At 37.4% G+C, this 13,371-nt stretch carries 10 protein-coding genes; 6 read left to right on the top strand and 4 right to left on the bottom strand.

Features of this window, described 5'->3' with window-relative positions; genetic code table 11:
* Positions 1-148: 148 nt before the first annotated feature.
* Positions 149-2,962, top strand: coding sequence for a YfhO family protein (locus A3G9_RS0105975; RefSeq protein WP_002820685.1), 2,814 nt, complete (start codon positions 149-151; stop codon positions 2,960-2,962).
* Positions 2,963-3,033: 71 nt separating this feature from the next.
* Here A3G9_RS0105975 and A3G9_RS0105970 read toward each other — a convergent pair whose 3' ends face one another.
* Positions 3,034-3,915: an AraC family transcriptional regulator gene (locus tag A3G9_RS0105970; RefSeq protein WP_002820686.1), complete on the bottom strand. Its 882-nt coding sequence runs from the start codon at positions 3,913-3,915 to the stop codon at positions 3,034-3,036.
* A 119-nt stretch (positions 3,916-4,034) separates the two neighbouring features.
* On the opposite strand from A3G9_RS0105970, the gene A3G9_RS0105965 reads away from it, so the two are divergent.
* The 4 genes from A3G9_RS0105965 to A3G9_RS0105955 are packed head-to-tail and all read left to right on the top strand — an operon-like array spanning position 4,035 to position 8,691.
* Positions 4,035-6,050 carry a beta-galactosidase gene (locus A3G9_RS0105965; protein WP_002820687.1) on the top strand — a complete coding sequence of 672 codons (2,016 nt, stop codon included), beginning with the start codon at positions 4,035-4,037 and terminating at the stop codon, positions 6,048-6,050.
* Positions 6,051-6,052: 2 nt separating this feature from the next.
* Complete coding sequence (locus A3G9_RS0105960; RefSeq protein WP_002826184.1) at positions 6,053-7,114, top strand: MFS transporter; 1,062 nt, start codon at positions 6,053-6,055, stop codon at positions 7,112-7,114.
* Entirely contained in the window at positions 7,035-7,295 is a 261-nt protein-coding gene (locus A3G9_RS1000000110290; RefSeq protein WP_079994139.1) for an MFS transporter, read from the top strand. The genes A3G9_RS0105960 and A3G9_RS1000000110290 overlap by 80 nt, the downstream gene beginning before the upstream one ends.
* Before the next feature lie 58 nt (positions 7,296-7,353).
* Positions 7,354-8,691 carry a glycoside hydrolase family 30 protein gene (locus tag A3G9_RS0105955; RefSeq protein ID WP_002821481.1) on the top strand — a complete coding sequence of 446 codons (1,338 nt, stop codon included), beginning with the start codon at positions 7,354-7,356 and terminating at the stop codon, positions 8,689-8,691.
* A 124-nt stretch (positions 8,692-8,815) separates the two neighbouring features.
* On the opposite strand, the gene A3G9_RS0105950 is transcribed toward A3G9_RS0105955, so the two are convergent.
* Complete coding sequence (locus A3G9_RS0105950) at positions 8,816-9,730, bottom strand: 1,4-dihydroxy-2-naphthoate polyprenyltransferase (protein WP_002817775.1); 915 nt, start codon at positions 9,728-9,730, stop codon at positions 8,816-8,818.
* 118 nt (positions 9,731-9,848) lie between these two features.
* Here A3G9_RS0105950 and A3G9_RS0105945 point away from each other — a divergent pair, with 118 nt between their 5' ends.
* On the top strand, positions 9,849-10,856 hold the full coding sequence (locus A3G9_RS0105945; protein ID WP_002821482.1) for a polyprenyl synthetase family protein: 1,008 nt from the start codon (positions 9,849-9,851) through the stop codon (positions 10,854-10,856).
* A gap of 52 nt (positions 10,857-10,908) precedes the next feature.
* Here A3G9_RS0105945 and cydB read toward each other — a convergent pair whose 3' ends face one another.
* Positions 10,909-11,916: a cytochrome d ubiquinol oxidase subunit II gene (gene cydB, locus A3G9_RS0105940; RefSeq protein WP_002821483.1), complete on the bottom strand. Its 1,008-nt coding sequence runs from the start codon at positions 11,914-11,916 to the stop codon at positions 10,909-10,911.
* The gene (locus A3G9_RS0105935) at positions 11,916-13,358 is read right to left on the bottom strand and encodes a cytochrome ubiquinol oxidase subunit I (protein ID WP_002821484.1); all 1,443 of its coding nucleotides are present in this window, start codon (positions 13,356-13,358) and stop codon (positions 11,916-11,918) included. The genes cydB and A3G9_RS0105935 overlap by 1 nt, the downstream gene beginning before the upstream one ends.
* Positions 13,359-13,371: the final 13 nt, after the last annotated feature.

Here is a 13,371-nt window from a genome sequence, read left to right as displayed (position 1 = left end):
TAACGCTGTCTTTAGTGCTTTTGTTTAAGAAACACTAAAATATATCAGATATCAGTATCTTAAAAGAAAGTAATAATCTATTTCTATTAAAAAAGAAAAAATTTTACGCGCCGCGCGTAACTCAAAGAGATTTTTTAAGGGTGTTTATGTGATTTACACCATTCTTTTTGTTCTTCTGATAATTGCGATTTTTGCCGGAACGGCTTTGACTAAAAGCAGTTTGATTTGGAATGCAGACGGCATCTCCCAACATTATCCCGCCCTTGTTTATTGGAGAAAAATCCTAAGAGCATGGATTTTCTATCATCGTTCCCTTCCTTCTTGGAACTGGCACATCGGATTGGGCCAGGGGACCATCCAAACTTTCTCCTACTATAATTTGGGAGACATATTTACGTATCCGTCAATTTTCGTTTCCCAAGCCCATTTGGGAATTTATTACTCGATAATGATTTTGGTAAGGCTCTACTTTGTCGGCTTCAGTTTTCTCTGGGCAGCAAAACGTTTTATACCAACTGCCAAGAAAAATTCTTTGCTTATTGCTTCATTTACTTACATATTCACCGGCTACAGCGCATATGCGATCTTCACTCATCCATTTTTTTTAAATCCGTTAATTATTTTGCCGCTCCTGGCCTATGGATTATATGAATGCCTCTTAAAAAACAAGGGTTGGCTCCTAGCTCTAGCGGTTGCCTGGACAATCTTCAATAATTTTTACTTTGCTGTCTTGTTGGCTTTTGGTACGTTTGTCTTCTGGCTTTCTTTATTGCTTTCCAACAAGCGTTTCAGAGTCGTAAAAAATAATACTAAAATGGTTATCAGCGTTTTAATCGGGCTTCTTTCCGGTTCAATTCTTTTTCTGCCGAGCTTTCTGCAATTATTAAATTCATCCAGAACAAAAGTCCCTTTTGCAAACGGTTTATCTTTTTACCCGCTTAAATATTACTTGTCGCTGCCTGGCGTTCTTTTAACCGATCAAAATACTTCTTATTGGTTTAAAGGCGGATTCTTAGCCATTAGTGTTATTGCAGCACTGTGGACCGTTCGGCGTTTTAAGAAATATAAAAGCTTAGGCTATGTTCTGATTTTTTCTTCTTTAATCTTATTGAGTCCTATCTTTGCAGCAATCATTAACGATGGCACTTCGCCAAATAATCGCTGGTCCTTTATGCTCTCGCTTCCATTAGCCTTGGCAACAATCGTTTTTTTGGAAAATCTTGATTCGGTCGACAAAAAGGATCTGCACATCCTCGCCATCTTGGGTTTTGTTATTGCCATTAGTCTATTTATCAAAGCCGGTTTTGCTTTCAAACTAGTGAGTGTACTCGCTTTTTATGCCGGATCGATATTGTTAATTTGTCTAATAAAAGGAAATAAAAACAATTTAATATCTCAAAAATCAATTGATATCTGGCTAATACTGCTAACTCTTTTAAACGCATTTATGATTGTAGAAAACCTTCGTTCCTCTGACCTTAACCCAAAAGAAACTACATTAATTAATTACGCAACTCTCAAACAGCTCACCAAAGAACAAAAAAATTATCAAAAATATATCAACAAGAAAAATGGTTCTCGTTCTTTAATCGACGATCAACTAAAAAATGTCCAAGGAATTTCTCCTGCCGACAATTTATCGATCATCTCCCCAGCTGGGAACATTAATAGTTATTGGTCGCTTCAAAATAAATATTTAGGAGAATTGAATCAACAGCTTGAAAACAATACCAGCGATCCCAATGACGTCGTAAGCACGATCGATCATCGTTCGCTGTTGATGCGTTATTTTGGCGTCTCGGTTTTCTTTAAAAACACCAGTGATCAACTAGCTCCATCGGAATATATCAATACCGGTGAATTGGTTAACGGGCAAACTGTTTATCAAGCAAAATCAACCGTTCCTTTAATCTATCAATCCTCTGGAACGATCAGTAAAAGTAATTTTTCCAAATTAGCTCCAAGCCAAAAAGAAGTTGCCTTGATTAACAATCAAGTAGAGGACAGTGGTAATACCATAAAAAAGAAGAACTCTACTGACACCCAACTGTTGTCCAAAACGTTTTCTCTGCCGCTTTCTTTGGATGGAAAAAAATTCGCAACAAAACAAAAAATTACAAACAAGGATCCACTGATTAAGCCAGCTGTATCATTCAAAATACCAAAAAAATTACTAAACAAAAAATATGAGTTACATTTGCAAATAGACAGTATTAACTATTCGAGCGGCACATTCAAAGAAAGATATTCGACAGCCGTTAATAAATATACTCTTAGTCATAAACAGCTGATCTTACGGACTCCAAAACAATTTAATGATGATCTCAGATTCAATACTGTCTTATTTAAAATGAACTGGCTTAAAAATAACTTTGGCAGTTTGGGAAATAGCAATGAAGGATTTTCCATTGATGCATACTATAACGGCAAAAGCAACAGCTTCTACCAAGTCGGAGAAAACGATCTTTCCTTTTATACTCCAAGAACAAAAACAACGCTTAATCTCGGACGAATAAAAACCAGTTCGAAAAATAAGTTTGTTACTTTAAAACTTCCACTAGTCGGAGAATATTCATTCAAAGTCAGTTTATGGGCTGTTCCGACCGGGAAGACAACCGATCGGGCAATTTCGGCAGATAAAAGTGTCAGCAATCTTGTTTTAAAAAAAGACAGCGTAAGTTTTACTTTCAAGGCACCAAAAACCGAAATTTTAAGCACGACAATTCCCTATTCGAAGGGCTGGAAAATAAACAAGAGCAAAAAAGATCTGCCAAGAATTAATACGGCTTTTATAGGAATACCGGTTAAAAAAGGTTTTAACAAAGTAGTTTTGTCCTACAAGACACCTTATTTATCTTTAGGTATGATTCTAACTATCATTGGCTTGTTAAGTTTGATTCTGCTTGCGTTTTTCGATTTTTTTAAGATTAAAGCAAAAAGAATTATCAAAAGAAGCAACTAAAAAATTTGAACTTGCTTATCCTAAATTCTACTTGCGCGAATTAGGATATAAGGACCTGGTCCCTTTATTCGTTACCGATACTTTTTTGGGGAAACACCCGTCCATCTCTTGAATTGACGACTGAAATGAGTTGAATCGGAGTATCCCAGTACAAGTGCGATTTCGTCGATATTATATTGCGGTTTAGCCAACATTTGTTGGGCCCATTTTAATTTCAGTTTTGACAAATAATCGCAGGGCGAAAGACAATACACAGAACGAAAAACTCTGTTGCCGTAGCCAACGCTGATTCCGGTTGCCTCCATTATATGTTTGATTGTCGGCATTTCCGGTACCTGTATTTTTTGATTATCCGGGCCATTCAAAAAACGTGTAGCAAAATATAAGACGTGATCATTAAATTCATTTTTGATCATTTCGGATATTGTTTTTGCATATTTTGATTGACTGGAGCCAATTACAGTGGGCTGTTTATTAATCAGACTGTTAAATTTCAACAGCATTTTCGATAAATAAATTTGCAGATTCATTTTGTCCTCAAAAGAATAGACCTTAGAGGAAATCATTTTATTCATGTCTTCAATAATCGGGGTAATTTCTTGGTTTACTGAAGAATCTTTAGGAAAATAAATCGGTGAGTTTTGGATTAAACCGACCACAAAACTTGGATCATCAATATCAAAATGAAAACAGAAATAAGTTAGGTTTTTTAACGCTGAAACCGTATGAATAAATCCTGGTGGAATCAACACGAAATCCCCACTGTTTAGAAGATAACTATCATGCTCAAAATTAACAATTTCTTGCCCGTTAACAACAAATATCAGTTCGAATGCTTGATGCTTATTCAAAGGTACGATCCAAGTATCATCAACTTTTTGAGAATGTCCGCCAAAAAAATTCAAATTCCAATCCAACACCGGTAAACGATGAGCATTTTTTAGAATATTCATTTTTTCCCCTTTAAAGTTCGATTAGGGTCCTTTTGCCAAATATTATGGCATTTATAAAAAATATTTCTAATTTAAAATTATAGTAGTAAGCGCTTACTAAAACAAGACAAAGGAGTGATATGGATAAGATTTTATACGGAACTGCTTACTATTATGAGTATTTGCCAACTGATAGATTAGCTAAAGACATCGAAATGATGAAAAAAGCACATTTAAATATTGTTCGGATTGGCGAGAGCACCTGGGGTACTTATGAAAAACAGTCCGGAGTATTTGATTTTTCACCACTGGATAAAGTCCTCGACGCTATGGGCAAAGCAGGTATAAGCGTCATTGTTGGTACTCCAACATACGCTATCCCGACTTGGTTGGCTCGGGAACATCCTGAAATTATGGTTCAACAAAAAGAAGAACGTCTTCCGTATGGTGCCAGACAAATAATGGATATTACGAGTCCCGCCTATCTTTTTTATGGAGAACGAATTATTCGAAAAATGCTGGAGCATATTAATGAACACCCAGCAATTATCGGCTACCAAGTTGATAATGAAACAAAGTCTTATGGTACATCGAGCTCAAATGTTCAGGCAGGGTTTGTTAAATATATTAAAAAAGAATTCAACAACGATATAGAAAAATTCAACCGTGAATTTGGTCTCGATTATTGGAGCAACCGTATAAATAGCTGGGAAGATTTCCCATCTATGGACGGGACCATTAATGGATCATTGGGAACGGAATTTGCTAAATATCAGAGGCAACTTGTGACTGATTATCTTAAGTGGCAAGTAAATATCGTTAACGAATATAAGAAAAGCAAGCAGTTCGTAACACATAATTTTGATTTTGAATGGCGTGATTACTCATATGGAATTCAACCGGATGTGAATCATTTCGATGCAGCGGAAACACTCGACTTCGTCGGAACGGATATTTATCATCCATCGCAATCAAAACTTACAGGTACAGAGATATCCTTTGCCGGAGATTTAATCAGAAGTATTAAGCACAAAAGTTATCTCGTTTTAGAAACTCAAGCTCAAGCTTTTAAAGACAGGGTACCTTACCCCGGCCAGTTACGTCTATCAGCCTATAGCCATATTGCTTCCGGTGCAAACATGATCGAATACTGGCATTGGCACTCAACTCACAATTCCTTTGAAACTTACTGGAAAGGAATCCTGAGCCATGATTCCCAATCCAATCCGATTTATGAAGAAATCCAAAAAACCGGTAGCGAACTTGAAAATATTTCTTCCTCGCTTGTTAATTTAAACATCCATGCAGATGTTTGTATCTTGGTTTCCAATCAATCACTAACTGCAATTAATTGGTTTCCATTTTCCGAAAACAAAAACTACAACGATATTTTTCGTCGTTTGTATGATCCGTTTTATAAATTAAATATCAGAACAGATATCAGTGACGAAAATCATATTAAACCAAGCGATTATAAATTAATTGTCGTTCCATCTCTGTATAGCGTCAGCGATAAGGTTTTGGAAAAGTTAAACGATTATGTCGAAAATGGCGGACACGTTATTTATATGTTCAAATCCGGTTTTACCGACGAACATGTTAAGGTCCGGACATCGATTCAACCGGCAATTATCGAAAAAACAGCCGGAGTCCATTACGAATTGTTTGTTACTCCAGACGATCTGGATGCCAAATTAAAACCATCGCTTGAGGGACCAATCTCCAGTGATGACAACTTACATCTCGACGATTGGATGGAACTGCTTATTCCTGATTCTGCAAAAACCTTGGCTAATTACGATCATCCTGTTTGGAAAAAATATGCGGCCATCACCGAAAATAACTACGGCAAAGGCCAAGTTGTCTATATCGGCTGCTTACCATCCGAAAACGTCATCAACGATTTAATAAAGGATCAAGCCGAGCAGCTGCATCTTACAAATAAAAATTCGCCAAAGTACCCAATTGTTGTGAAAACGGCAAAAAATATAAAAAATGAAAATCTAACTTTTTATTTAAATTATTCCGACAAAAAACAAATTTTGCCTTCGCAAATTAGTAAAGTCGACATTTTCACAAATCAAGTTGGAAAAAATTTTGAAAGCATTCCTCCTTGGGGTGTAAAAATTTTTAAGAACAAGGAAAAAGAGGTTTGAAAATGAATAACATCGAAATCAAAATCAGTAAAACAAGTCGTATCCGTTTCTCAATTAGTTTCTTTATTTTCGCACTTTTATGGATGAGCGGACTTGAAATTGTTGCGGCTGTTCTGCTGCCGCAACATTTAACGAATCTGATGGGAGCGACTGCAGCAACTGCGCTTTTCGGTATTCTTAATGCTGTAACCGCCGCAGCATCGCTGATAGCCAATCTTATGTTCGGAAACTTTTCCGATCGAACCCGTTCCGTCTTTGGCCGCCGTACGCCGTGGATTGTTGGCGGCGGAGTTGTTGGCGGCATCTCTTTGCTGCTAATGGGTGTTTTGAATAATTCATGGGCAATCGGTATCAGTTACTGTATTTGTATGTTTGGTCTAAACACGATGATCGCTCCAGTGATTGCTACTTTATCCGACCGTATACCAAATGACATGCGGGGAACTATGTCAGCCTTCATGTCGGCCGGAACAACTGTTGGTGCTTCTCTTGGTACTTTGATCGGTGCCCGCTTTATCAGTATTCAAATTCCCGGGTTTATCACTGCCGGTGTCCTAATGGGTGTTGCTGGGATCTTTACGGTTATTGTTTGGCCAAAAGAAAAATCATCCAAAGATATGCCGCCGGTTAAAAAGGGCTTCGGAGATATTCTGGCCTCCTTCCGTCCGCCGGTTAAGGGTGCTCGGGACTTCTGGCTGGCTTTCGTTGGCCGCAGTCTTCTGCTTTTTAGTTATTATATGATTCTTAATTATCAGCTATATATTTTGGAAAACTATATTGGACAGGGCAAAGAAGCGGCTGCGGCGACAATTTCGGTCATGTCTGTAATTACAATGATTGTTGGTTTAATCGGTTCAATCGGTTCCGGGGCAATTTCTGATTGGATTGGCCGTCGTAAACTTCCTGTAATTGTCGCTTCAATCCTGCTTGCGGTCGGTTACTTCCTTCCCTGGATTATGAAATCTGCTTCTTCAATGATGCTGTTTGTTCGGTTTTGCCGGTCTTGGTTACGCTGTTTACGGCGCAGTCGATCAGGCGCTAAACGTCGATGTTCTGCCGTCTAAAGAAGAAGCCGGTAAAGATCTTGGAATTTTAAACATCGCCACTACCCTTGGCCAGATGGTTGGACCAATCGTGACCAGCGTCCTTGTTATAGCCGGCGGATATAATCTGGTCTTCCCAACCGCAATTGCGTTTGCCATTGTTGCCTGCATCTTTATTCAGCTCATTCGCTCAACCAAATAAAATTTTGATAATTCTTCAGAGCCGAATTCTTTAATGATTGCTTTTTTAAGGAGGTAACATGACAAGATGGATTGAAAGTACTCCAAGCGAATATTTAAAAATTAAATCACCCGAACAAGTTGAAACCTCAAAATCATCTGATCTGCAATTGACCGGTAAAGAGTTACAAAAGTTGCGTGGATTCGGCGGTTGTTTTAATGAACTGGGATATCTGCCGCTCAAGCAACTCGACAAGAAGAAACAAGAGGAAATATATCGAGATCTTTTCTCACCGGATGAACTAAATCTCTCTTTTAATCGAACTCCGATTGGTGCAAACGATTTCGCGGAAACTTGGTACAGTTACGATGAAACTGATGGCGACTATGATCTTAAAAACTTCTCGATTGATCATGATAAAGAAACACTAATTCCCTATATTAAAAATGCGCAAAAATATCAACCTGATTTAGAACTATTTGCCAGCCCTCAGAGTCCGCCAACATGGATGAAATACCCCAAAGTATACAATTCCGGTCGAATAGTTATGACTCCGGAGAATTTGCAGGCATATGCAAATTACTTCGTTAAATATATAGAGTCCTACGAAAAACAAGGAATTCATATAAAACGAATATGCCCACAAAACGAGGTATTTGCCGACCAAAAATTTCCTTCCTGCTTGTGGAATAGTGAAGACTTGCGAATTTTCATTCGCGATTATCTGGGACCAACATTTAAAAAAGAAAATCTAGATACGGAGATTTTCCTTGGGACACTGAATGGTCCGGAAGATATGTCTTTTAGCGCTACAGGAATTAAGCTGGATAACTATAATCGCTATGTCGACAATATTTTATTTGACAATAAAGCCCGTAACTGCATCAAAGGAGTTGGTTATCAATGGGCTGGCCAACACGCCATTGAGAGAACGCATGAATCATGGCCGGAAATCGAACTGATTCAGACTGAGTCCGAATGTGGTTTTGGTGAAAACAGTTGGGAATACGCCGAATACATTTTTCGTCTATTCAATCATTATTTTACGGCCGGAGCAACTGCCTACACTTACTGGAATATTATTCTGGCTGACTCGATCAGTACCTGGGGATGGCAGCAAAATTCCTTATTTTCCATCGATTCCAAGGACAACAACAAGGTAACTCGAAATCCTGAATATTACGTAATGCGGCATTATTCTCACTATGTTAAACCCGGTGCTCGCGTACTTGAAAGCACTGGCCACTTTAACTCAATGGGGATAGCATTTAGGAATCCCGATGATCAAATTGTAGTAGTGGTTCAAAATGCATTGGAACGCGAACTGCCTTTTACCTTTGTCGACCCGAATAATCCTGCTAAAAGCATAAAAGCAACATTATCGCCACACTCCTTTAACAGTTTCTGCATTGATTGAGTAAATTGTATTTAATCAGTCGAAGGAAAATTTATTTTATTCAAAGTCTTTTATAATAAAACCCGTTGCCCATAAGCAACGGGTTTTTATGAGAAACTTATTTGTTTAAAAAAAGAAAACTCAATCAAAAATGAAGAAAGACACCAATTGCAACCGTTAAAGTCTGAGCAACCGAAATAAAAAGCAAATTCTTAATTGACAAAATAAAAGTTTCTTTTTTAACCTGCTTTTTATGGAAAATAACTAGATTATGCCAAATCAGGGGAACAATCGCGAAAGTCAATAAGCTGGCAATCGGCTGAAGCTTTAAAATAACTGAAAACAAGAGCAAAAGGAAACCAATCACATAAAAACTGTCGTATAAAATCAATGACTTCGAACGGCCAAGATAATAGACGATAGTATGACGTTTCAAAGTTTTGTCCTCTTCCTCATCACAAATATTATTAGCTAATAACAAGGCTGAAATGGCAAAGGATATCAGGCCAGCTGGCAAAAGCGCTTCGATTGCGATTGACCAATTAAAGGTCATCTTGGAATAAAGATTCAAGAAAACATTGATCAAAAAAATCATATAACCCATCGTAAATCCAGCGAAAAACTCCGCTATTGGCAAAGAAGACAGTGGCCAAGGTCCACCGGCATATAAATAACCAACCGCAAAACAGAACAGACCCATAACAAGAATTATCCAGTTGGTCCTGATTGTCAGCCATATTCCCAAAAGCGCACTGACAAAAATCAAAGCAAAAACCAGCCAGCCAATCATGTGGATATTTAAATGATTGACACCAATCACATTTGTCTTTGAAATAAAATCATTCGTTTTATTTCGCTTGGCTCTTTTATAATCCTGATAATTATCGTTTGCGTCAACAGCCATGTTGAATAAGAGCATTGCAACAAAGAAAATTAACATATTGGTAAAATTTAAATAACCAAAGCGATAATAAGAATATAGAGCGGCCAATAAAAAGGGAAAAATACTTGCTGTTTTAGCTTTAATTTCAACTAACTCTAAAAATATTTTTAAATTCATTTCTAAATTCCTTTAATGGTGTTAAATTAGAAGCCTAATGATTACCCTGATAAAAAATTGGTTTGACAACGCATATCTTTGCCAACTATGAGATATTAATAATTGAAAAGGAAGGGATATGACTGAATTTTTTGGGGAAACTTATTCTTACAAGCAGGATATTGAAAAAGTCAAAGAAATTCTCGCACAACAACATTTTAACGTAGAACCATATCGAGAAAAGACTGAAGTCCTAATTCAAAACAATGGAAAAATGATCAGAGCTTTAATTACGATTCTTTTTGGCAGATACACTTTAACTGTTAATCAAAAGAATTATGATCAAGAGACAATTTTTTCAATCGACCAATGCGCAGCAGCAATCGAATTGCTTCATTTGGCGACTTTGGTTCATGACGATGTTATCGATAACGCCGAGAAAAGACGTGGTTTAACAACTTTACAAAATTTTTTCGGCAATAAAAACACGATCTATTTAGGCGATATCCTATTTACCAAATATTTTTATCTTTTAACGTCTTTGGCTCCTTCAAAAGAATTTATCGCCTATCATTCCTCAGCGATGGAAAAAGTGTTGACAGGGGAATTAATTCAAGATGCGCTTAAATTCCATAAACAGACGACTCTTGCAGAATATTATCAAGCAATTAAAGGAAAAACGGCCACTCTTTTCAGTTTATCAGCTGTCTCAGGCGTTTGGCTTGGAAAAAAGAACAAGCAATTCGACGAGGATAATTTAGAATTTAAAAACGCCTTTAACTTTGGCTATAACCTGGGGATGGCTTTTCAAATGCTCGATGATTTAAAAGATCTGAATCCTTTAGTTAAAAATGGAAAACCGAAGTTTGAAGATTTGAAGGCTGGTATTTACACTTTTCCGATTATTTTGGCGCTTAAGGACAAAAGTTTCCAAAAAATCCTTAGTAAAGGCGAGTCTAATCCTTTTATTATCGAAAACTACTTCATTGAGAATCCGGATTATTTAAAAAGATGTAAAGATATTATTGATCATTTCCTAAACGAAGCACAAAAGTCTTTGGAATTTCTGATCGACAGCCCGGAGTCCGATCAATTAAATTCATTGTTGACAAACTTAAGACTCAATCTGGAAAACTACAACATTTAAGATTGCCTTTACAAAAAAACTATTCATAAAGAATAGCGAAAACGAACAATTATTAATCACTTAAGGAATCGCTGCGTCGATTCCGCTGGACCCAGTAGCTCCAGAAGAAATAGATCAAAACAATTGGCAAAAGAACTACTAAAATACCTGTCATGATTTCCAAAGTAAGTTTCGAAGCAGAAGCGGTCTTAATCAGCAGATCATACTTACTATTATTTGAAATCATAACCCGAGGAAAAAGCCCGTTAAAAATAAAAGCAATAATAAGTACAAGACTGAATCCGCTGGCAAAAAAAGCTCTTCCATTGTGATTAAAGTGGATTGATAAATGGCCCCACAAAGTAAGAAGAACAACAATCAACACAATTAATAAACTACTAAAGAAGTGTTTTTCATAAAAATCAGTTTTGAAGATTGAAAAAACAACAAACAAAATTAAAATCGGGTAAAGCAGCCAGTATAATTTATCAGCCATATTAATAGCACGGTTATGCAGACTATTTTTCGTTCTCAAACTCAGAAAGTGAAGACCGTGTATTAAGGAAAGATAAGTAACTGCCAAACCGCCAATAACCGAAAAGATATTAACAACGACATTAAAGCCTGCCCAAACATTCCCTTGAGCATCCATCGGAACACCTTGAATAAGGCTGGTAAACATCATCCCCAAAAAGAAAGGTGAAAACAAAGAACCGAAAAAATTAGACCAGAGCCAAAGTGAACGTTGAAAAGAATTTTCGGCGTGCGTAACAAATTCAAATGAAACTCCACGAAAAATCAATGCAATCAAAGTTAAAAAGAGCAGGATATAATATCCCGAAAACAGACTTGCGTACCAAAGCGGAAAAGAAGCGAACATTGCTCCACCGGCTGTAATTAGCCAAACTTCGTTTCCATCCCAGTGAGGAGCGATTGCTCCTAAAACAGTCTGACGCTCACGATCGTTATTGGCCAAAAAACGTGTTGCCATTCCGACACCGAAATCAAAACCTTCAAAGAACAAAAAACCGGCAAATAGAATTGCAATAACAATAAACCATAAAAATTGAAAAATGGACATTAGTTATAAGCTCCCTTCTTTAAAGAACTGGAAGAATACACATCATCTTCATTATTTTGATCCGCTTGATCGGGACCAGCTTGAAGGACGCGACGAGAATAATAAAACATGAACACGCCGATAAAACTGAACAAGAGAAAGTAAACAATATTCGTGAACAGCAATCCAGCTACCGTGCTAGTTGGAGAAACGGCATCGGAAACAGTTTGCAAACCATAAACTACCCATGGATAACGGCCCATTTCCGTAATTAACCAACCACAACTATTAACTATAAAAGGTAGAAAAGTTGAAAAGCCTAAACCCCAAAGCAGCCATTTCTTTTTCAACAGGGTATTTTTCTTGCGCCGACTGAAAAACAAACCAAGCAAACATATCAGAACGATAAATACCCCGCCACCGGACATGACACGAAAACTCCAAAAGAGCGTTTTAACAGGAACATAATAATTCATGTCCTTGCCGAATTTTTTGTCATATTTAGCATGAAGCTCCTTATTAATCTCATCCATACCTTTAACGGAGCCAGAAAGCTTATGGTAGGACAAAATCGACAACAAATAAGGAACATCGACTGATTCGGTAACTTTTTTATCCTTTGTGTCGACCAAAGCGACCAAACGCCAAGATGCCGGACTGGAAGTATCTTTGTAGATTGCTTCTGTTGCAGCGAATTTCATTGGCTGGTCATTTATAATATAGCGAGTTTGTAGATCTCCAGCAGCAATTGTCGCTACAGAAGAAAGCAAAGCAACTAATAAGGCGATTCGCAAGGACTTCATATGAAATTCATGATTTTGTTTCCAAATTAAACCAAAAGCGGCCATTCCAGCGATAACCATTGCCCCGGTTGTAAAAGCGCCAAACAAGACATGGGGAAACTCTCGCCATAATTGAGGGTTTTCTAATACAGACCAAAAATTAGTCAGCCGTGCCCGACCGGTTTTGATGTTGATCATAAAACCAACCGGATGCTGCATAAAAGCATTGGCTGCAAGAATCCAAAGTGCTGATAATGCCGAAGCAAACCAGGTTAACCAAATAAAAATAACGTGAATGGAAGGTTTAAAAGTGTCCCAAGTAAACATCCAAACACCTAACATGACTGATTCCAAAAAGAAAGCCAAGAGAGCTTCTATTGCCAAAGGCGCCCCAAAAATATCTCCCATGAAACGGGAATAATTGGACCAGTTCATCCCAAATTGGAACTCCTGAATAATTCCGGTAACAACACCCACAGCAAAGCTTAGTAGAAAGACTTTGCTCCAGAACTTAGTCATTTTCAAATAAATTTCTTTTTTAGTGAAAACATAAGTCGTTTCCATAATCGCAACGACCAAGCTGGTACCGATCGAAAGCGGAACATAAAGAAAATGAAATAAGGTAGTCATCGCAAATTGAAATCGCGAAAGTGAAAGTACACTCATCAATAATACAGGCATAATAATCTACCTC

The organism is Oenococcus oeni DSM 20252 = AWRIB129, assembly GCF_000372485.1.
GTDB classification, from domain to species: Bacteria; Bacillota; Bacilli; order Lactobacillales; family Lactobacillaceae; genus Oenococcus; species Oenococcus oeni.
Note: the sequence above shows the minus strand (reverse complement) of the source record. Positions and strands in the feature narration are given on the sequence as shown.